Here is a 20590-nt window from a genome sequence, read left to right as displayed (position 1 = left end):
ACTCCATGATGCCGCAAAGTGGACTGAAGAAAGCAGGCCACTTCTCGCCGAGTGGTCTCGTGAACCAGACGGATGGGTGGGCCAGCATGGAGAGATGCAGCTTCGTTCCGTTCTCCTCCCGATCAGCGCCACCAGTCGACGCGACGTCGTCGAGCGCATCGTGCAGCTGCTCGTGGGGTTGTTCCTCTACGGCGTCGCCCTCGGTCTGATGGTGCGCGGAGGCATCGGCGTCGCCCCGTGGGACGTCCTCGCTCTCGGCGTCTCGGGGCAGACGGGGATCGGATACGGCGTCGTCACCGTGCTGGTCTCGGTGCTCGTGCTGCTCCTGTGGATCCCCCTGCGGCAGCGCGTCGGGCTGGGCACCCTGCTCAATGCCCTGCTCGTCGGGCCCAGCGCGGATCTGGCTCTCGCCGTCATCCCCGCACCGCCATCGATCTGGGTCGGGGCACCGATGTTCGTGGCGGGACTGTTGCTGCTCGCCTTCGCCACCGGGCTCTACATCGCGGCGGACTTCGGTCCCGGCCCGCGGGACGGCCTGATGACGGGGCTCGTGGGTCGCACCGGGTGGCCGGTGTGGCTCGTGCGCACCCTGATCGAGGGCGGCGTGCTGCTGATCGGCTTCCTGCTCGGTGGTCCGGTCGGCGTGGGCACGGTGCTCTTCGCCTTCGGCGTGGGACCGCTCATCGGCTGGTTCCTTCCGTGGACCACTCGCATCCGTGCGGCGAGATCCCGTCAGCTCGCGCGGGCGACCGCCCACTAGACCTGCAGACACGAGAGCGGCCCCCGGGATACCCGGGGGCCGCTCTTCGTCATCGCTGCAGGTCAGTCGGCGCTCGCGAAGACGGCGACGGCGTTGTGGCCACCGAAGCCGAACGAGTTGCTGATCGCGAAGAGCTGGCCGTCGCCGAGAGGCTGCGCCTCGCCCGAGAGCTTGAACGGCACAGCCGGATCGGGTTCGGTCATGTTGATGGTCGGCGGGGCGACGCGGTCGCGGAGCGCGAGCAGCGCGAAGATCGCCTCGAGGGCTCCCGTGCCGCCGAGCAGGTGCCCGGTCGACGCCTTGGTGGCCGAGACGGGGATCTCATCGATCCGCTCGCCGAAGACCTTCTTGAGCGCGACGTACTCGTTGGGGTCGCCCACGGGGGTGGACGTCGCGTGCGCGTTGATGTGCGCGACCTGGTCGGCGGTGATGCCGGCCTCGTCGAGCGCCTGCGTGACGGCTCGTGCGGCGCCGGTGCCCTCGGGGTCGTTGCCCGTGATGTGGTACGCATCAGCGGTGACGCCACCCCCGAGAACGTAGCCGTAGATCTTGGCGCCGCGTGCCTTGGCGTGCTCCTCGGTCTCGAGGATGAGCGCGGCTGCGCCCTCGCCCATCACGAAGCCGTCGCGGTCGATCGCGCCGGGACGCGAGGCCGTGGCCGGGTCGTCATTGCGGCGGGACAGAGCCTGCGCGGACGCGAACGACGCCATCGTGATCGGGTGGATGGCCGATTCGGTGCCACCGGCGATCACGACGTCGGCGAGACCGTCCTGCAGGTGGTGGAAGGCGTGGATGATCGACTCGGTGCTCGAGGCGCAGGCGCTCACGACGGTCTGCGCGTAGGCACGAGCCTGGAACTGCAGCGACAGGTTGCCGGCCGCCGCGTTCGGCATGAGCATCGGAACGGTCAGCGGCATCACGCGGCGGGGGCCCTTCTCGCGCAGGGTGTCCCACGCGTCGAGCAGGGTCCAGAGGCCGCCGATGCCGGTGGCGAAGTCGACTCCGAGACGCTCGGGCGCGACCTCGGGAGAACCGGCATCCGCCCAGGCCTCGCGTGCCGCGATGAGCGCGAACTGCGAGGAGGGGTCGAGCCGCTTCGCCTCGTGGCGGGGCAGGACCTCTTCGGGGCGGACGATCGCCTCGGCGGCGAAGGTGACCGGAAGGTCGTACTGCTGCACCCAGTCGTGCTCGAGGGTGCGGGTGCCGGACTGGCCTGCGAGCAGGTTCGTCCAGTTCTCGGGTGCTGTCCCGCCGATGGCGGACGTGGCGCCGATGCCGGTGACGACGATGCGCTTGGTCATGTGTGGTTCCTTGTCAGGCGGGTCGAGCAGAGAGCGGGCAAGGCGGAGGATGCCACGCCCCGACAGCGCGGGGGTGGCATCCTTCGAGGATTACTCCTGGCCTGCGACGATGAAGTTGACAGCGTCGCCGACGGTCTTGAGGTTCTTGACCTCGTCGTCGGGGATGGTGACGCCGAACTTCTCCTCGGCGTTGACGACGATCGTCATCATCGAGATCGAGTCGATGTCGAGGTCGTCGGTGAACGACTTCTCGAGGGCGACCTCGGATGCGTTGATGCCGGTCTCGTCGGTGATGAGCTCTGCGAGGCCTGCGAGGACCTCATCGTTGGTGAAAGCCATGTGGTCTTCCTCTTTCTTACGGGTTTGTATTCGGAACCGTGGAACAGTCTAGGGAAAGTCGGCGCGTTCTCAGGGGAGGACGACGACCTGGGCGGCGAACACGAGTCCGGCGCCGAAGCCGATCTGCAGCGCGAGCCCACCCGAGAGCTCGGGATGCTCGGCCATCAGCCGGTGGCTGGCGAGGGGGATCGAGGCTGCCGACGTGTTGCCGGTGGTCTCGATGTCGCGCGCGATCACGGTCGACTCCGGCAGCTTCAGCTGCTTGGCGAACTCGTCGATGATGCGCATGTTCGCCTGGTGCGGGATGAACGCGGCGATGTCGGTCGGCTCGACGCCGGCCTTGTCGAGTGCCTCGCGGGCGACCTTCGCCATCTCCCACACGGCCCAGCGGAAGACCGTCTGGCCCTCCTGGCGCAGGGTCGGCCACGGCACCTCGCCGTCACGGAACTCGGTCAGGGTCGCGTTCATGCCGACCGCATCGGCCTTGGAGCCGTCCGAACCCCACACTGCGGGGGCGATGCCCGGCGTGTCGCTCGGACCGATGAGTGCAGCGCCCGCGCCGTCGCCGAGCAGGAACGAGATGCTCCGGTCGGCAGGGTCGACGACGTCGGAGAGCTTCTCCGTGCCGATCACGAGCGCGTAGCGTGCGGCGCCCGACTTGATGAGCGCGTCGGCCTGAGTGATCGCGTAGGCGTAGCCGGCGCAGGCCGCGTTGACGTCGTAGGCGGCAGCCGGGTTCGCACCCACGCGGTCGGCCACGATCGCCGAGACCGACGGCGACTGCTTCGGGTTGCTGATGGTGGCGACGATCACGAGGTCGATCTGGTCGGCGGGAACGCCGGACTTCTCGATGGCCTCCGCGCCGGCGATCGCGGCGAGGTCGATCGCATCCGTGCCCTTGTCGGCGCGCACGCGGGTCACGATGCCGGTGCGCTGGCGGATCCACTCGTCGCTCGAGTCGATGGGGCCGATCAGGTCGTCGTTCGGCACGGCGTTCTCGCCACGGGCAGCACCGAAGGAGTAGATCCGCGTGAAGGCGGGACCGGTGACCTGGTTCAGGATGGGGCTCATGCGGCTTCTCCGTTCAGCAGCGCGACGGCCGCATCGAGATCATCGGGGGTCTTCACGGCCACGGAGGGGACTCCGCGCAGACCGCGCTTGGCGAGACCGGTCAGCGCGCCGGCGGGCGCGAGCTCGATCAGGCCGGTGATGCCGTGATCGGCGAACGACGCCATGCAGAGGTCCCAACGCACCGGTGACGACACCTGGTCGACGAGGTGGCTCAGGGCCTGTGCGCCATCGGCGACGACGGATCCATCACGGTTCGACCAGAGGGTGATCTGCGGGTCGGCCGGGGTGACCGTCGCGACCGCATCGCGCAGAGCGGCGACGGCTGAGGCCATGTATGACGTGTGGAATGCGCCAGCCACCTGCAGCGGGATGACGCGGGTCCCCTTGACGGGCTCGGAGGCGAGGGCGTCGAGTCCTGCGAGCTCGCCGGCGACCACGAGCTGTCCGCCGCCGTTGTAATTGGCGGGGGAGAGCCCCAGCTCGGTGAGACGCGTGAGGATCGCCTCTTCATCGCCGCCCAGCACGGCGCTCATGCCGGTGGGGGTCTGTGCCGCCGCGTCAGCCATGGCGCGGCCGCGGATGCCCACCAGGCGCATGCCGGTCTGGGCGTCGATCACACCGCTGCCCACGAGCGCGGCGATCTCGCCGACCGAGTGCCCGGCGACACCGTCGGCGGGGCGACCGCCACGCGCCGTGAGCGCGTTCGCCGCGATCAGGGATGCGGCGACGATCAGAGGCTGGGCGATGCGCGTGTCGCGGATCGTGTCGGCATCCGACACCGTGCCGTGCTGCTGGAGATCGACCTCCGCCGCCTCGGAGTACGCGGCGAGGCTGTCTGCCACACCGTCGAGCTCGAGCCAGGGGGAGAGGAAACCGGGGGTCTGCGAGCCCTGTCCAGGGCATACGACGACAATCACAACCCCAGTCTGCCAACGATCCGCCATCAGTGGTGGATGATCCATCACAAGATTCGAGAAAACCCTTGTGTGTGGCGTACAGCTGATGGGGCTCAGATCGCCGATCAGCGCGACGGACGACGCAGGGGAGCCCTGCGCCGGACCTGCTCTGCGGCGCCGATCGAACCGAGGATGAGCGCGGTCTGCAGGATCAGAGCCTCGCGCGGACCCGTGGCGTCCCAGCCGATGACCTCGCTGACGCGCTTCAGGCGGTAGCGCACCGTGTTCGGGTGCACGAACAGCTCTCGGGCGGTCGCTTCGAGCGAGCGGCCGTTGTCGAGGTAACTCCAGAGCGTCGTCACGAGATCGGTGGAGTGCGCCTGCAGAGGACGATAGATGCGCTCGATCAGCGTCTGCTTGGCGAGGGGATCACCCGCGAGCGCCCGCTCGGGAAGGAGGTCGTCTGCGTCGACCGGACGGGGAGCGCTGCGCCATGCGCGCGCAACGGCGAACCCGGCGAGGGCCGCACGTGCACTCTGACTCGCGTCGACGAGCGCGGCGACCGCAGGCCCGAGCACGACGTAGCCGGGGCCGAACGAGGGCTCGAGTCGCGTCGCGATCTCTTCGAAGCCGAGTTCTTCCTCTTCGCCTTCGGCAGGCTCCTGGCCGGCGATGCGAGCGCGGCCGATCACGAGCACGAGTCGGGATCCCTGCACTCCGATGAGCACGTCGACAGCGAGCTTTCGCGCTGTGCGACGCACGAGGTCGACGTCGAACTGCGGCGGAGTCGTGCCGACCAGCACCGCGACCTCTCCGTGACCGTGCCAGCCCAAGGCAGCGATCCGACTCGGCAGCTCTTCGTCCGCTTCACCGGTGAGGATGGAGTCGACGACGAGGGCCTCGAGTCTGGCATCCCACAGACCGCGGGCCTCGGCGGCTCTGGCGTAGACGTCGGCCGCGGCGAAGGCCACGTCGCGGGAGTAGAGCAGGATCGCCTCTCGGAGATCTGCGCCTCTTCCGGCGACGCGCTCTTCGGTCACCTCGACGGTGACTCGGATGAGCTGCAGAGTCTGCTGCAGGCTGACGCTGCGCAGCAGCTCTCTGGGTGCGGCCGCGAAGATGTCAGCGGCGATCCATGGCGTCGACGTCGGATCCTCGTACCACTGGATGAACGACGTGATGCCCGCCTGAGCCACCAGCCCGACCGCAGAGCGGCGGGCTGGTGGCATGTCGGCGTACCACGGGAGGGTGTCCTCGAGGCGCTTGATCGTCACCGAGGCGATGTCGCCGGAGATCCGGCGCAGCCAGGTGAGCGTGGCCGACTTGTCCATGCCGCGCGAAGAGGAACCCGTCACCGACGACTCAGCTTTCGCCGCCCGCGTTGCCGCTGGTGCCGGCGTTCACGTCGTGCAGGCTGTACTTCTGGATCGCCTGCGCGGCGAGAGAACGGTCGACGACCCCGTCTTCGGCGAGAGACTGCAGCGTGCGGACGACGATCGACGGACCGTCGATCTTGAAGAAGCGACGAGCGGCTGCGCGCGTGTCGGAGAAGCCGAAGCCGTCGGCGCCCAGCGTCGCGAAACGCTGCGGGACCCACGGACGGATCTGGTCCTGCACGGCGTGCATGAAGTCGCTCACGGCGACGACGGGACCCTCGGCACCCTGCAGCTTCTGCGTGAGGTACGCCGTGCGGGGCTCTTCTTCGGGGTGCAGGAAGTTGTGCTCGTCCGCGGCCAGGCCGTCGCGGCGCAGTTCGGTCCACGAGGTGACCGACCAGACATCCGCGATCACGCCCCAGTCGTTCTTGAGCAGCGCCTGCGCCTCGAGGGCCCAGGGGAGTCCGACGCCCGATGCGAAGAGCTGAGCGCGGGGGCCTTCGCCCTCGCCGACCGACACGCGGTGGATGCCGCGCACGATGCCGTCGACGTCCACGTTCTCCGGCTCGGCGGGCATGACCATCGGCTCGTTGTAGAGCGTGATGTAGTACATGACGTTCGGGTCTTCGTGCTCTCCGCCGTACATGCGCTCGAGACCGGAGCGCATGATGTGCGCGATCTCGTAGCCGTAGGCGGGGTCGTACGAGACCGTCGCCGGGTTGGTGGCGGCGAGCAGGTGCGAGTGGCCGTCGGCGTGCTGCAGGCCCTCACCCGTGAGGGTGGTGCGGCCGGCCGTGGCGCCCATGATGAACCCGCGGGCCATCTGGTCGCCGGCGGCCCACTGCGCGTCACCCGTGCGCTGGAATCCGAACATCGAATAGAAGAGGTAGATCGGGATCAGCGGCTCGCCGTGCGTGGCGTACGAGGTGCCGGCCGCGGTGAACGCCGCGAGTGCGCCGGCCTCGTTGATGCCGACGTGCACGATCTGACCCTGCGGGCTCTCCTTGTAGGCGAGGAGGAGCTCACGGTCGACCGAGGTGTAGTGCTGGCCGTTCGGGTTGTAGATCTTCGCCGACGGGAAGTAGGCGTCCATTCCGAAGGTGCGGGCCTCATCGGGGATGATCGGCACGATGCGGTGGCCGAAGTCCTTCGAGCGCAGCAGGTCTTTCAGCAGTCGGACGAACGCCATGGTGGTGGCGATCTCCTGCGTGCCGGAGCCCTTCTTCGGCAGGGCGTACGCCGTGTCGTCGGGGAGCGCCAGGCCGACGTGCGTCGAGCGACGCTCGGGCAGGAAGCCGCCGAGCGCGTTGCGACGCTCGAGCATGTACTGGATTGTCTCGTCCTGGGGGCCCGGGTTGTAGTACGGGGGCAGGTACGGGTTCTCCTCGAGCTGCGCGTCCGTGATCGGGATGTGCATCGCGTCGCGGAACGTCTTGAGGTTATCCAGCGTCATCTTCTTCATCTGGTGGGTCGCGTTGCGGCCCTCGAAGTGCGGACCCAGGCCGTAGCCCTTGACGGTCTTGGCGAGGATGACGGTGGGCTTGCCCTTGTGCTCGGTCGCGGCCTTGAAGGCGGCGTAGACCTTGCGGTAGTCGTGGCCACCGCGCTTGAGGTTCCAGATCTGGTCGTCGGAGTAGTCCTTGACCAGAGCGGCGGCACGCTCGTCACGGCCGAAGAAGTGCTCGCGGACGTACGCGCCGGACTCGGCCTTGTAGGTCTGGTAGTCACCGTCGGGGGTGACGTTCATCAGGTTGAGCAGCGCGCCCTCGGTGTCGCGGGCGAGCAGGTCGTCCCACTCGCGGCCCCAGACGACCTTGATGACGTTCCAGCCGGCGCCGCGGAAGAACGACTCGAGCTCCTGCACGATCTTTCCGTTGCCGCGCACAGGGCCGTCGAGACGCTGCAGGTTGCAGTTGACGACGAAGGTGAGGTTGTCGAGGCCCTCGTTGGCTGCGACCTGCAGCTGACCGCGGCTCTCGACCTCGTCCATCTCTCCGTCGCCGAGGAAGGCCCAGACGTGAGACTCGGAGGTGTCCTTGATGCCGCGGTTCTCGAGGTACTTGTTCGACATCGCCTGGTAGATGGCGTTGATCGGACCGAGACCCATCGAGACGGTCGGGAACTGCCAGTACTCCGGCATCAGCCGCGGGTGCGGGTACGAGGGGATGCCGTACGGCGCGTGCGACTTCTCCTGGCGGAAACCGTCGAGCTGGTCTTCGCTCAGGCGGCCTTCGAGGAACGAGCGGGCGTACGTGCCGGGGGAGGCGTGACCCTGGACGAAGATCTGGTCTCCGCCGCCGGGGTTGTCGAGACCCTTGAAGAAGTGGTTGAAACCCACCTCGTAGAGAGCCGCCGACGACGCGTAGGTCGAGATGTGACCGCCCACGCCGATGCCGGGGCGCTGTGCGCGGTGCACCGTGATGGCCGCGTTCCAGCGGATCCACGCGCGGTAGCGACGCTCGACCTCTTCGTCGCCCGGGAACTCGGGCTCGTTCTCAGGAGCGATCGTGTTGATGTAGTCCGTGGTCGGGACCATCGGCACGCCCAGGTGCAGCTCCTTCGAGCGCTTGAGCAGGCTGAGCATGATCTCGCGGCCACGGCCATGGCCCTTCGCGTCGACGAGCTCGTCGAGCGACTGCTGCCACTCGCCCGTCTCCTCCGGATCGCTGTCGAGGGGGCCCTGGGAATACGGATCCTGGTCGTGCACAGTCACGGGGGAGCCTTTCGTCAAGCTGGCAGGTCATGCCATTGAAACGGGAAGCGACGCGGGCAACCTTGTCGGTTGTACACAACGCGTGCCGCCCTCAGCCTATCCCCCTTCCACGACATCGGTGCGCATCGGGTCATCTGTAGACTGGACGCACCAGGGCCTTTAGCTCAGCTGGTAGAGCGCCACGTTTACACCGTGGATGTCGTCGGTTCGATCCCGGCAGGGCCCACCTCATCGATCGCCTGCTGACGGTGGACGATCCTCCACCTCGGGTCTCCGACGGGCGCGGAACTCTACTCTGCAGTGTCGAGAATGGCCAGGCCCGGGGGATTTCTTCGTGCATCGTCGCGCCGCTCGTAGAGTTCTTCGTGGACTCTGAGCGGCTTGCGGACGTCGAGGCGATGCCGGGAAGGAGGCCGTGTGAAGAGCTGTCGAGAGTGTCCGTTCGTCCTGGCCGATCCGGTGGGCAGGCTCACCGTGTCGCGTGTCGGACTGTTCTCCGACGCCCGGTTCCCCGGCCGGAGCATCCTGAGCCTCCGCGATCACTACGACGACATCGCCGACGCGCCGGCGGAGATCGCCGAGCTCTTCCTGATCGACATCCAGTTCGCCTCCCGCATCATCCGCCGAGCGACCGGAGCCGATCGCATCGACGTCGCACTCTCCGCGGCCGCAGGGCTGCATGTGCATGCGCACCTCGTCCCCCGGCGCCGAGACCGCGATCCTCGTCCCGATCACGGTCCCGACGAGGACCCGAGGGCGCACCGGCCGCTCGAGCCGCTGCCCGAGGCGATGGCCATCGGACTGCTCGCTGCGGCCTTCGACGTCGTCGGGGCCGGGATCTCCGGCTCATAGCGACGGGCGCACCCGGGCACTGAGCCCGGATGCGCCCGCCGCATGGCGCTGAGACTGCTACTGCTGGATGAAGGCGAGGATGTCGGGGTTGATCACATCGGCGTGCGTGGTCAGCATGCCGTGCGGGAAGCCCTCGTAGATCTTCAGAGTCGAGTCGCTCAGAAGCTCGGCCTGCTTCACCGATGCATCCTTGTACGGCACGACCTGGTCGTCATCGCCCTGGATGACCAGCACCGGCACCGTGATGGCCTTGAGGTCGTCGGTCTGGTCGGTCTCGGAGAAGGCCTTGATCCCCTCGTAGTGAGCCAGGGCGCTGCCCGTCATCCCCTGGCGCCACCAGTTCGCGACCACGGGCTCGGAGAGTTCCACGCCCTCGCGGTTGAATCCGTAGAAGGGGCCGGAGGCGACCGCCTGGAAGAACTCCGCACGGTTCGCCGCCAGCGCCTCGCGGAAGCCGTCGAAGACCGAGATCGGCGTGCCCTCGGGGTTGGCGTCGGTCTGCACCATCAGCGGGGGCACGGATGACACGAGCACAGCCTTGGCGACTCGGCCCTGGGGCTGACCGTACTGTGCGACGTAGCGTGCGACCTGGCCGCCACCCGTCGAGTGGCCGATGTGAATCGCATTGCGGAGGTCGAGGTGCTCGACGACTGCCGAGGCATCGCTCGCGTAGTGATCCATGTCGTGCCCGGTGCCGATCTGCGACGACCGTCCGTGCCCGCGGCGGTCGCTGGCGATGACACGGTAGCCCTTGCCGAGGAAGTACAGCATCTGGGCGTCCCAGTCATCCGACGAGAGCGGCCAGCCGTGGTGGAACATGATGGGCTGAGCCTCGGGGCTGCCCCAGTCCTTGTAGTAGATCTCTGCGCCATCATCCGTGGTCACGAACGCCATGATCAGCCTCCAGGTTTCCGTCGTCCCGAACGATGCCGGACGACTGTCGGTCGCCCCACGTCTGCTTCGTGGGAGCGCGACCACGCTAACCCGCGCGCCGTCATCGACCGCTCGACATCTGTCCAGGATCCGCCCCGTGCGCTTTCGACATCCGTCCGGTGCCGACCGGGCAGGGCGTCGATAGTGTCTCCACCATGACGAACTCCCGCCTCTCACACGGTGCGGGATTCTGGGTGGTCGCGTCAGCCTTCCTGCTCGTGATGGCGTACGCGACGGTGCCGACACCGCTGTACCCGCTCTACCAGGAGGCCGACGGGTTCCCCGTCTCCGTCATCACGCTGATCTTCGCGGCCTTCGCCGTCGGCGTCGTGCTCAGCCTGTTCCTGCTCGGGCACGTCAGCGACTGGATGGGTCGGCGCCGGATGCTGGTCATAGCGATCCTCATCGCGGTGCTCAGCGCCGTGCTGTTCCTGCTGTGGCACGAGGTGCCCGGTCTCCTCGCCGCGCGACTGGTGAACGGTGCGAGCGTGGGCATCCTCACTGCCACGGCCACCGCGCATCTCGGCGAGCTGCGCGCGCACGCCCGACCGAGCGAGAACGTCATCGTCGCCGCATCGGTGGCCGGTGCCGCGAACCTCGGCGGGTTGGCGCTGGGACCGCTGATCGGCGGTCTGTTCGCCGAGTTCCTGCCCGCACCGCTCGTGCTGCCGCACGCGGTGTTCCTCGTCGTGCTCATCGTCGCCGCGATCGCCGTCGCCTGCGTTCCCGAGACCGTGACGCCGCCGCACGAGCCGCGGCGGTATCGACCGCAGCGGATCGCCGCGCCCTCGCGATCGAGGACGGCGTTCGTCGCCGCGGGTTTCGGCGCGTTCGCGGGGTTCGCTCTCTTCGGGCTGTTCACCTCTCTTGCACCGACCATCCTCATCAGCACGTTCGGCGAGCACGACCATCTTCTCGCCGGCGTGACGGCGTGCTCGGTGTTCGCCGCTGCGGCATCCGGGCAGGTGGCGCTCGCCCGCGTGCCGATGCGCATCCAGCTCGCGGTCGCGGCCGTCTGCTGCGCAGTGGGCCTCGTCGCGGTCGCAGCAGGAACTCTGCTGCCGTCGCTCCCGGTGTTCCTCGGAGGAGGCATCGTGGCGGGCGTCGGAGTGGGGCTGCTGTTCAGATCGGCGGTCGCCACGGCATCCGCTCTCGCGGAGTCCGGTCGACGCGGTGAGACGCTGGCGCTGATCTTCCTGATCGCGTACTGCGGCCTCGCCCTGCCGGTCCTCGCGATCGGTGTGATCCTCACCTTCGCATCGCAGACCGCTGTGCTGCTCGTGTTCATCTCGATCGTCCTGATCGCGACGGTCTCGGCAGCGGTGGTCATGCGTCGCGCGTTCGTCGGGCCCGCGTCGCGCGCGCAGCATGGAGCTGTCGTCCCGATCGATGACGAAACGGCCTCGTAACCGTCCCGCCATCGTTCCGCGGAGAAGACCTGCCAAGCTGATCTCAGCGAAAGGCGGACGTCGTGACCGAACCCTCACCCTTCGGGCTGCTGCTGCGGTCGCTGCGAGTGGGCCAGAACCTGACCCTCGAAGCGCTCGCCTCGCGATCGGGTGTCAGCGTTCGCACGATCGGCGACCTCGAGAGAGGCGCAAGCGTCTCTCCCCAACGCCGCACCGTCGACGCGCTGGCCGACGGACTGGGCCTCGATGCGGCCGATCAGCATGCGTTCCTCCGCGCTGCGCGCGCCCGACCGCGTGCCGCCCTCGCGAGCGACGGCCCTGGGGCGATCTCCCCGCACCGGGTGTTCGACTTCTCGGGCCGCGACGCCGAGATCGATGAGGCGCTCGCGATCCTCTACGGTCCGCCGGCTCCGGATCCGCAGCGCCCCGCACTGATCATCAGCGGGGCCCCGGGAATCGGCAAGACGACCGTGGCGATCGAGATCCTCGAACGGGGAGGGCGGACGAGCGGCCACCACAACGTCTTCCTCGGGCTGGACGGCTTCAGCTCGTCGCCCCTGACTCCGCTGCAGGTGATGACCGCGATGCTGCGCCAGCTCCCCGGAGCGGAGCAGAAACCGCCCGCGGATCTCGGCGAGGCGAGAGCGCGATGGCGGGCAGCCGTCGACATCGCCCCGGTCACGGTGCTGCTCGACAATGTCGCGAACGAGGCGCAGATCCGTCCCATCCTGTCGATCTGCGCCGGCGATGTCGTCGTCGTGACCTCTCGCCGCAGCCTCGCAGGCCTCGAAGGCGTGCGGCGGCTGCGTCTCGGACCACTTCGACGACAGGAGAGCATCTCCTTCCTCCGTCGGCTGATCCCGCAGGCCGTGACCGACGACGATGCTCTGGGTGAGGTGGCGGGCCTCTGCGACGACATCCCTCTGGCGCTGCGCGTGGTCGGCAATCGCATCGCCAGCCGGCCCGCATGGACGGTCGATGACCTGCTCGGCCGGATGCGCACGTCGGAGGATCGGCTGCGTCTTCTCGTCGCCGGCGATCTGGCCGTGGAAACCGCCATCTCGCTCTCCTACGACGAGCTCGACCCCCGCACCGCCGCCCTGTTCCGCTGGATCTCCCTCATCGACGGGAGGACGTTCGGCGCTCACCTCGCCGCCGCGGCGGTGCGTTCAGCCGATCTCGCCGAGGTCGAGTCTCGCCTGGACGATCTCACCGATCTGGGGATGCTCGAAGCGCGCGGCGGAGATCGCTACCGCCTGCACGACCTGATGCGACTCTTCGGCCGGAGCAAGCTGCGCATGACGGTCGGACCGGACGAGATAGCGCGGCGCCGCGACCACGTTCGATCCTGGCTGCTCGGAAGCCTGGAGCGCGCGGGCGCCTGGTACGAGCCGATGCGGGAGCCCACTGCCCTCGGCCGCACCGGGAGAGGGTTCGTCAGTGCGGAGGCCGCCGCGGCCTGGATCCGCGCAGAGGTCGAGCACTGGTGGCCGGCGTATACGGAAGCCGCAGAGCTCGGCGACGATGCGGTGGTCTGCGATGTCGCCGATGCGCTGCACTGGTATTCCGACATCTGGATGACGTGGGGCAACTGGCACCGGTTCTACTCGCTCGCGGCGAGCGCGGCGCAGCGCTTGGGGGATCCGGCGAAGGAAGCGGCGCAGCTCGGATATGTCGCGTGGGCTGAGATCGTCGAGGTCGGCGATCGCGAGAAGGCGGTGATCACCGGACGGTCGGCGCTGGCTGCTGCACGGCGCGCCGGGGATTCGGCCCAGGAGGGCTGGGCGCAGTACTACATCGGATGGGCGAGCTGGACCCTGGATCGTCTCGTCGACGCTGATGGGGCTGCCCTCGCTGCCATCGACGCGTTCACCGCTGCGCACGAGACCACGGGGCTGGAGAACGCCCAGGTGCTGTCATCCATGATCAAGGGCAAGCGCGGTCAGTTCCTCGAGTCCATCGCGGCGACGGAGGCGACCCTCGCGAGGGTGCGATCCACCGAGACCTCGGACAGCCTCACCAGCATCGTCACCCAGTACGCGGCGTGCCTCGACCTGATCGACGCCTACGTCGCCGTCGGACGATTCGAGGATGCGATGCGGATCGGCGAGGCGGGCATCGCCATCGCTCGCTCGCTGAACGACGACACCCGCGTGCTGCTCATGATGCGCAGACACATCCGTGCGCTGATCCACGCCGGCGAAGGCGAGGCCGCGATCGCCGAGGCTGATGAAGCCCTGACTCTTCTGGGGCCGGGCAGCAGCGAGGCGTTCATCTTCGAGAGGGTGCGTCGTGACGTGTCGGCCATCGGGACTCTGCGATCGCCGGGAACAGCCGTGGAGTCCGCATGACGGTCGGTTCGCGACACGCGATCACAGCCGGCCCGTCGATTCCCAGAGCCGGATGAGCTTGAGCGCCAGGTGCAGAGTGCTGCGCTTGACACCGTCGTCGAGCGCATCCTTCACGATCGGGGGCATGCGTTCGAGCCGGTAGTAGAGCGTCGTGCGATGCACGAAGAGAATCCGGCACGCGGCGACCACGTTGGCGCCGACGTCGAGGTACGTCTCGACTGTCAGTCGCTGGGTGTCGTCCGTCTGGGAGTAGAGCACGTCGGCCGCCGGAGAGATGATCCGAAGGGCGTCGGGGTTCGCGGATGCCGAGGCGAGCAGCCGCCAGACGCCGAGATCGCTCGCGTCGACGGACGGATGGAACTGGGGGAGGGCCGCGGCGAGAGAGGCGGCGATCGCCGCCTCGTCGGCTGCGCTCCGGAGGTCTGTCGCGCCTCGCTGCGGCGAGGCGGAGCCGATGCCGAGGATCCTCATCCCGCGTCGTGCGGCCTCTTGCAGGAGGACGTCGGCGAGGTCGATGTCCGACGGCTGACCGACCAGCATGACCACTCCGCCCTCGAGCGTGATGAAGTGCGCGGGGACCGGACGCAGATGGGCGAGGTGGCGCCCGAAGGCGATGCGGTCGACGTCGGTGACGGCGGAATCGATCAGGACAGCGCGCACGACCGTGCCCGCCTCACGTTGCACCCACCTCTGCCTGAGCGCGCGCGAATAGGCGTCTCGACGCACCGAGTCATCCACGTCCAGCAGATCGCGCAGGACCGACTCGCGATCGGCTCGCGATGATCCGGGGTCACGACCAAGGGTGATCCGGACGAGCGCGGACGCCGCATCGACGGCCTCGAATTCGCTCGCCGTGAGGGGCGACCCCGCGCCCAGGTCGATCACGATGAGCGCGACGGCATCACCGTCGTCCTGCACCGGCACGGACAACAGCGTCGGGGACTGCGGGCCGACGATCCCCGATGGGCCGAACCGGCGGATGACCACCCGGCGATTCAGGGACGCTTCGAGCTGGTCCGCGATCTCGTGCAGCGCCATCGAGGTGGCGTCGGTCGTCGTATCGCTGATCGTCATGGGTTCGCTCCTAGCGGGGGATGGGCTCACCGTGTCGCTCTGCGTCGATGGGAGGGGACTCCACCTCACCGAACTCGAGTACGTCTCATGGAACCCTCTCTCTCGCGCACACACCAGGAGGAAAGCAGGCAGAAGTGCAGACGCTCGTCTTCGACTCCTGTCGCATGGTCGCCGGCCTCTCGGTTCTTAGATTCGTCTCACACGCACGTACGACCACGAGGTGGCGAGATGATGAGAACCAGCACGGTGGTGCTCGTGCACGGCGCTTTTCTGGACGCATCGGGATGGTGGCCGATCGTGCTCCGTCTGCTCGACGGCGGACATCGGGTGCTCGTCCCGCCAGTGATCGGTCGCAGCTTCCTCGGCGACTGCGACTACATCCGTACGTTCGTCGAGCGCGTCGACGGAGAGGTGCTCCTCGTCGGGCATGGATACGGAGCAGCGGTCGTCACCGTGGCCGGTGAGGCGACCAACGTCACCGGACTGCTCTTCATCTCGGGATATGCGCTGGATCTGGGGGAGAGCATCGCCGAGATGAGGGATCGCTTCGCCCCGGATGAGGCATCCGGCCACCTCGTGCCCGCCCTGTTCCCAGGCGACGCCGGGGCACGTCGGACAGAGCTCACTGTCGCGCCCGATCAGTTCGCTCGTCTGCTCGCGCAGGGATTGCCCTCGGACGAGTCGGGTGTTCTGGCGGTCTCACAGCGCCCGGTCGCCGCCTCGGTGTTCACCGAGCGGGCGCCCGGCGCCGGGTGGAGGGCGAAGCCGAGTTGGGGCGTGGTGGCGACCGAAGACCGGTTGGTCAGCCCGCAGCTTCAGCGCTTCGGGTATCGGCGGGCGGGCTGTCGGGCTGTGATGGAACTCGACGCGCCGCATCTGGTCACTCAGAGCCACGCTGCGGAGATCGTGCAGCTCATCGGAGGCATCCTCGAGGAGATCGCGGCCCATGGCTGAGGCGCAGGTGAGTGCTGCGCCGGCGCGCATCGGATGGAAGGCAGGATTCGCTCCGCTCGCCGTCCCCATCTTCCGTCTGGTGTGGCTGGCGTCCATCGTCAGCAACATCGGAAGCTGGATGCAGACGGTCGGCGCCCAGTGGCTGCTGGTCCAGGACGACGGATCCCCGCTGCTCGTGGCGCTCGTCCAGACGGCATCGGCAGCTCCCGTGCTCCTTTTCGCGATTCCGGCCGGTGTCATCGGCGAGTTCCTCAACCGTCGGCTCGTCCTTCTCTGGTCGCAGATCGTGCAACTCGCGGTCGTGCTCGGGCTGACCTACCTGACGGCGACCGGTCAGACGACCACGACGGTCCTGCTCGCGTCGACGTTCGTGCTGGGGACGGTCTCGGCCATCCAGCTCCCTGCGTTCCAGGCACTGGTGCCCGACATCGTGCCGCCGAAGCTCCTCCTCGACGCGGCGAGTCTCTCCTCCATCGGCGTGAACATCGCGCGGGCGGTGGGACCGGCGATCGCCGGTCTCGTCGTCGCGCAGTTCGGAGTCGCGGCGGTCTTCCTGCTCAACGCGCTCTCGTTCCTCGTGTTCCTCGGGGTGCTCTTCTTCTGGAAGACATACAGCCCACCCGCGATTCGCCCGGAGCCCTTCGTCGACGCGACCAGGGCCGGCATCCGCTACGTCCGCCATTCGAGGGTCGTCCGGCTCATTCTGCTCCGGCTCGCCGTCTTCCTCATCCCCGCCAACGCCCTGTGGGCGCTGCTCCCGACGATCGCGAAGAACTCCCTCGGGCTCTCCGCGAGCGGATACGGTCTTCTCCTGGCGGCTCTCGGCGCCGGTTCCATCGTCGGCGCCTTCGTGCTTCCCTGGGCGCGTCGGGTCGCAGCCGTCAACGGCGTGGTGCTCGCCTCGTCGGTGGTCTTCGGCGCGGGCCTCGTGGCGCTCGTCGCCTCGCCCACGTTGTGGGTGACATTCCCGGCGCTCGTGGCGACGGGGCTCGCGTGGATCGGTGTGATCGCCACCATCAACGGAACCATCCAGGCTTTCCTGCCTGTCTGGGTGCGCACGCGCGGCCTGTCCTTCTACCAACTCGTGCTGTTCGGATGCACCGCCGCCGGCTCTGCGGGCGCAGGGGTGCTCGCGGCCATCTGGGATCCGGGTCTCGTGGTCGTCGGAGCGGGAATCCTGTGTGGCCTGGGTGGGCTCTCCCTCCTCGTGTGGCCGATGCCCGCGACGAGCGGCATCGGCCGGAGGATCGTCGAGGTGCCGGGGGTCGACGACCGGCCGCGCGCGGGCGGCGACGACGACTCTGCCGTTCTGGTGCTGATCCGATACCGGATCACGGAGGAGCGGAGACAGGAGTTCCTCGCCCTGATGCAGCGGGTCGAGCAGACGCGTCTGCGGACCGGCGCCAGGGAATGGCAGGTGTACGTGGACGCGGACGACCCGGACTCCGTCGTGGAGGCGTACGCGGTCGGCTCGTGGCGGGAGCACGTGAGCCAACACGAGGGGCGGACCACCGAATTCGATGCAGAGCTCATCGCTCGTGCCCGCGCCATGAGCGGCACCCCACCGGAGGTCGCGCACCTGCTGGAGATCGCGCGACCTCACCGCCACCGCATACCGACCACCCCCTCCCACGAGTAGAGAAGAGCCTTCACATGGAACGCGACCATCAGCCCGCCCCTCGCCCTGAGGTGCCCTCGCTGGGCAACCCCGATCTGCCGCAGGAGGGCGAGGTGAACATCGCCGACCGCCCGCAGAGCAACACGATGACCGGTCCGCAGAACGAGGTCATCGAGTCGCAGTTCCCGAATCAGATGCACGCGCCGGCGACGGACATCAGCACGCAGCCGTTCTTCTGGTCCTCGTTCAACATCTCACCCCGGCGGGTGCAGCGCGGCGGATGGGCGCGGGAGCTCACGAAACAGGACTTCCACATCTCCGACGAGATCGCCGGGGTGAACATGTACCTCGAGCCCGGCGGCATCCGCGAACTGCACTGGCACCAGACCGCCGAATGGGCGGTGATGACACGCGGCAAGGCCCGGGTCACGACGCTCAGCCGGTCGGGCCTCCCCGCGGTGGAGGACGTGGAGGAGGGCGACCTGTGGTTCTTCCCCGCCGGCACCCCGCACTCCCTGCAGGGCCTCGGCCCCGACGGTGCCGAGTTCGTGCTCGCGTTCGACGACGGCGACCAGTCCGAGTCGAACACGCTGCTGCTGACCGACTGGTTCGCGCACACCCCACCCGAGGTGCTCGCGAAGAACTTCGGCGTCGCTCAGGAGGTCTTCTCCGACATCCCTCTTCACAACCTCTGGATCTTCCCCGGCGAGGAGCCCCCGGCGCTCGACATCGACCAGGCCGCCGCGGGTGTCGAGTGGGGCATGGAGCCCGTCATCTTCCGACTGTCACGGTCCAAGCCGCTGTACGAGAACTCCGGCGGATCCATCCAGATCGCCGACTCGACGAACTACGCCTATTCGAGCACGGTCGCAGCCGCGCTCGTCACCGTCGAACCCGGATCCATGCGCGAACTGCACTGGCACCCCAACGCCGACGAGTGGCAGTACTACCTGCGCGGATCCGCCCGCATGACCGTGTTCAACACGGGTCCGCACGCCAACACGACCGACTTCCGCGCCGGAGACGTCGGTGTCGTGCGCAAGAACTTCGGCCACTACATCGAGAACACCGGTGACGACGTGCTGCAGTTCCTCGAGGTGTTCCGCACCGACAAGTATGAGGAGATCTCCCTCGCGAACTGGCTCTCCCACGTACCCCCGCAGCTCGTCTCCGCCCACCTCAACATCGACCCCGCGGTGCTGGCGACCTTCCCCCGCGGAGCACAGGGCATCACGCCACTGCGCTGATCAGAGCGGAGTGACCTCGGCCAGGTATCGGTGGATGAGGGTGACCGCCATGGCGCCTTCGCCCACCGCCGATGCGACGCGCTTCACGGAGTTCGCGCGGACGTCACCGGCGGCGAAGACCCCGGGAACGGAGGTCTCCAGATAGTAGGGGGCGCGTTTCAGGGGCCATCGATCCAGGTCGTCGGGCGAGAGGTCTACGCCGGTGAGCAGGAAACCGCGGCTGTCGAGGCGGACATCGGTGGTCTCCGCCCATTCGGTGTTGGGTGCGCCGCCGATGCAGACGAAGAGGTGCGTGGCCGGCAACCGCGTCGCCGTTCCCGCCTGGTCGAGGGTGATCTCCTGCAGGTGCTCGTCGCCGTCGACGGCGACGACTCGGGTGTTCACGAGGATGGTGACGTTGGGCTGCACGGCGAGTCGGTTGAGCAGATACGCCGACATGGTCGATGAGAGCGACGGTCCGCGCACGAGCACCGTGACATGTGCGGCGTGCGCGGCCAGGTTCATCGCGGCCTGTCCTGCGGAGTTCGCGCCGCCGACGACGTACACATGCTGTCCGATGCAGGCGGAGGCCTCGCTGGTGCCGGCGCCGTAGTAGATGCCCGCACCCTGGAGGTCGCGGGCTCGCGGAAGGTCGAGTCGACGCCACTGCACTCCTGTCGCGCACAGGGCAGCGCGGGCGTGTATCTCGGAGCCGTCGGCGAGCAGAGCCCGCACGTCGTGATCCGTGAACGTGCGATCGACCCCGTGACGCATGAGGACGAGATCCGCTCCGAACGAGACCGCCTGCCGGCGCGCACGCTCCGCGAGCTCTGCACCGGAGACTCCACCGGGAAAACCGAGGTAGTTCTCGATGAGGCTGCTGAAGCCGGCCTGACCGCCGACGGCGTCGCGTTCGACGACAGCGACACTGAGACCCTCCGACGCCGCGTAGACCGCAGCCGAGAGTCCCGCAGGACCCGCGCCGTGGATGATCAGGTCGTACGTCGATCGGGCAGGGGGATGGACCCAGCCGAGAGCCGACGCGACCTGCTCCGGGGTCGGATCTTCGAGGACGCCGCCACGCGGCAGGACCACAAGGGGGAGACGCCTGCCGGCGAGATCGACGCCCCCCGCAGACGAGGAGCCTGCCGGTACCGCGATCGAGAGGAAGGGGACTCCGCTGCGGGTCAGATAGTCGCGAATCGCGTACTCGTCCCGACCGTCGGCATCCGCGATGAGGCGGAGAGGCGGCTGGTCGCCCGAGACGTCGGTCATGCGTTCCCGGCGAGCTGCTCTTGCCAATCCGCCGGGACCCTCTCAGCAGGACCCGGGGTGGTCTGCGACAGCGGGTGGCTGTGCGGGGGCGCGAGGACGGGTCCGTCGAAGGCGGTCTCGGTGTCGAAATCCCAGAACCAGTCCTCGCCGGGCTCGAAACTCTGGATCACCCGATGACCGCTCGAGTGCGCATGCTTCGTCGCGTGCTTGTGCAAGGAGTCGTCGCAGCATCCGATGTGCCCGCAGAACGCGCATCGACGCAAGTGCAGCCACCACGAGCCGAGGCTCTCGCAGTCCACGCACCCGGGGCCGGATGGCGGGACGTCGGAACGGATGAAGTCGCTGACATCGCTCATGGGCGGGCCTCCTGTGGTCGGTGTGCTGTCCGGGTCATGATGTCGGGATTCTGGGCCGTACTCAAGGGTGCCCGCCGGAATGCCCC

General features: G+C 68.3%; 17 protein-coding genes and 1 tRNA gene. 8 read left to right on the top strand and 10 right to left on the bottom strand.

Annotation, left to right across the window (positions count from 1 at the left end):
* The first annotated feature begins 94 nt into the window (after nt 1-94).
* Nucleotides 95-760: a YczE/YyaS/YitT family protein gene (locus MRBLMI13_RS05270; protein ID WP_367819947.1), complete on the top strand. Its 666-nt coding sequence runs from the start codon at nt 95-97 to the stop codon at nt 758-760.
* A 62-nt stretch (nt 761-822) separates the two neighbouring features.
* Here MRBLMI13_RS05270 and MRBLMI13_RS05265 read toward each other — a convergent pair whose 3' ends face one another.
* From MRBLMI13_RS05265 to aceE, 6 genes are all read right to left on the bottom strand, one after another.
* Complete coding sequence (locus MRBLMI13_RS05265) at nt 823-2061, bottom strand: beta-ketoacyl-[acyl-carrier-protein] synthase family protein (protein ID WP_079112924.1); 1239 nt, start codon at nt 2059-2061, stop codon at nt 823-825.
* Nucleotides 2062-2151: 90 nt separating this feature from the next.
* Nucleotides 2152-2400, bottom strand: a complete 249-nt coding sequence (locus tag MRBLMI13_RS05260) for an acyl carrier protein (protein ID WP_017202249.1) — start codon at nt 2398-2400, stop codon at nt 2152-2154.
* A gap of 69 nt (nt 2401-2469) precedes the next feature.
* Nucleotides 2470-3471: a beta-ketoacyl-ACP synthase III gene (locus MRBLMI13_RS05255; RefSeq protein ID WP_042537516.1), complete on the bottom strand. Its 1002-nt coding sequence runs from the start codon at nt 3469-3471 to the stop codon at nt 2470-2472.
* A complete protein-coding gene (locus MRBLMI13_RS05250; protein WP_042537514.1) occupies nt 3468-4388 on the bottom strand; it encodes an ACP S-malonyltransferase in 921 nt (306 codons plus the stop codon). Before MRBLMI13_RS05250 ends, MRBLMI13_RS05255 begins: the two co-directional genes overlap by 4 nt.
* 104 nt (nt 4389-4492) lie before the next feature.
* Nucleotides 4493-5698, bottom strand: a complete 1206-nt coding sequence (locus MRBLMI13_RS05245) for a PucR family transcriptional regulator (protein WP_056377454.1) — start codon at nt 5696-5698, stop codon at nt 4493-4495.
* Nucleotides 5699-5729: 31 nt separating this feature from the next.
* Nucleotides 5730-8456 (bottom strand): pyruvate dehydrogenase (acetyl-transferring), homodimeric type, encoded by a 2727-nt coding sequence (aceE, locus tag MRBLMI13_RS05240; RefSeq protein WP_309689029.1) that lies wholly within the window; start codon nt 8454-8456, stop codon nt 5730-5732.
* Nucleotides 8457-8609: 153 nt separating this feature from the next.
* On the opposite strand from aceE, the gene MRBLMI13_RS05235 reads away from it, so the two are divergent.
* Nucleotides 8610-8682 (top strand) — tRNA-Val (locus MRBLMI13_RS05235).
* A gap of 191 nt (nt 8683-8873) precedes the next feature.
* The gene (locus MRBLMI13_RS05230; protein ID WP_367819952.1) at nt 8874-9308 is read left to right on the top strand and encodes a hypothetical protein; all 435 of its coding nucleotides are present in this window, start codon (nt 8874-8876) and stop codon (nt 9306-9308) included.
* Between the two features lie 57 nt (nt 9309-9365).
* Here the strand turns inward: MRBLMI13_RS05230 and MRBLMI13_RS05225 are convergent, their stop codons facing one another.
* Entirely contained in the window at nt 9366-10202 is an 837-nt protein-coding gene (locus tag MRBLMI13_RS05225; RefSeq protein WP_042537505.1) for an alpha/beta fold hydrolase, read from the bottom strand.
* A 194-nt stretch (nt 10203-10396) separates the two neighbouring features.
* On the opposite strand from MRBLMI13_RS05225, the gene MRBLMI13_RS05220 reads away from it, so the two are divergent.
* Together MRBLMI13_RS05220 and MRBLMI13_RS05215 are read left to right on the top strand one after the other, a co-directional pair.
* A complete protein-coding gene (locus tag MRBLMI13_RS05220; RefSeq protein WP_367819954.1) occupies nt 10397-11650 on the top strand; it encodes an MFS transporter in 1254 nt (417 codons plus the stop codon).
* A gap of 62 nt (nt 11651-11712) precedes the next feature.
* Nucleotides 11713-14001, top strand: a complete 2289-nt coding sequence (locus MRBLMI13_RS05215) for a helix-turn-helix domain-containing protein (protein ID WP_367819956.1) — start codon at nt 11713-11715, stop codon at nt 13999-14001.
* A 21-nt stretch (nt 14002-14022) separates the two neighbouring features.
* Here MRBLMI13_RS05215 and MRBLMI13_RS05210 read toward each other — a convergent pair whose 3' ends face one another.
* Nucleotides 14023-15075, bottom strand: a complete 1053-nt coding sequence (locus tag MRBLMI13_RS05210) for a PucR family transcriptional regulator (RefSeq protein WP_367819958.1) — start codon at nt 15073-15075, stop codon at nt 14023-14025.
* 228 nt (nt 15076-15303) lie between these two features.
* Between MRBLMI13_RS05210 and MRBLMI13_RS05205 the strand changes: the two genes are divergently transcribed.
* From MRBLMI13_RS05205 to MRBLMI13_RS05195, 3 genes are read left to right on the top strand one after another with little or no spacing between them, the layout of a single operon-like run.
* Nucleotides 15304-16029, top strand: coding sequence for an alpha/beta hydrolase (locus MRBLMI13_RS05205; protein WP_367819960.1), 726 nt, complete (start codon nt 15304-15306; stop codon nt 16027-16029).
* Complete coding sequence (locus MRBLMI13_RS05200; RefSeq protein WP_367819962.1) at nt 16022-17668, top strand: MFS transporter; 1647 nt, start codon at nt 16022-16024, stop codon at nt 17666-17668. Before MRBLMI13_RS05205 ends, MRBLMI13_RS05200 begins: the two co-directional genes overlap by 8 nt.
* 14 nt (nt 17669-17682) lie before the next feature.
* On the top strand, nt 17683-18894 hold the full coding sequence (locus MRBLMI13_RS05195) for a cupin domain-containing protein (protein ID WP_367819964.1): 1212 nt from the start codon (nt 17683-17685) through the stop codon (nt 18892-18894).
* Here the strand turns inward: MRBLMI13_RS05195 and MRBLMI13_RS05190 are convergent, their stop codons facing one another.
* Together MRBLMI13_RS05190 and MRBLMI13_RS05185 are read right to left on the bottom strand one after the other, a co-directional pair.
* Entirely contained in the window at nt 18895-20148 is a 1254-nt protein-coding gene (locus MRBLMI13_RS05190; RefSeq protein WP_367819966.1) for an NAD(P)/FAD-dependent oxidoreductase, read from the bottom strand.
* Nucleotides 20145-20504 carry a UBP-type zinc finger domain-containing protein gene (locus MRBLMI13_RS05185; RefSeq protein WP_042537498.1) on the bottom strand — a complete coding sequence of 120 codons (360 nt, stop codon included), beginning with the start codon at nt 20502-20504 and terminating at the stop codon, nt 20145-20147. The genes MRBLMI13_RS05190 and MRBLMI13_RS05185 overlap by 4 nt, the downstream gene beginning before the upstream one ends.
* Nucleotides 20505-20590: the final 86 nt, after the last annotated feature.

The organism is Microbacterium sp. LMI13-1-1.1, assembly GCF_040815625.1.
GTDB classification, from domain to species: Bacteria; Actinomycetota; Actinomycetes; order Actinomycetales; family Microbacteriaceae; genus Microbacterium; species Microbacterium forte.
The sequence above is the reverse complement of the archived record's forward strand: the minus strand, read 5'-3'. Positions and strand labels throughout refer to the sequence as shown.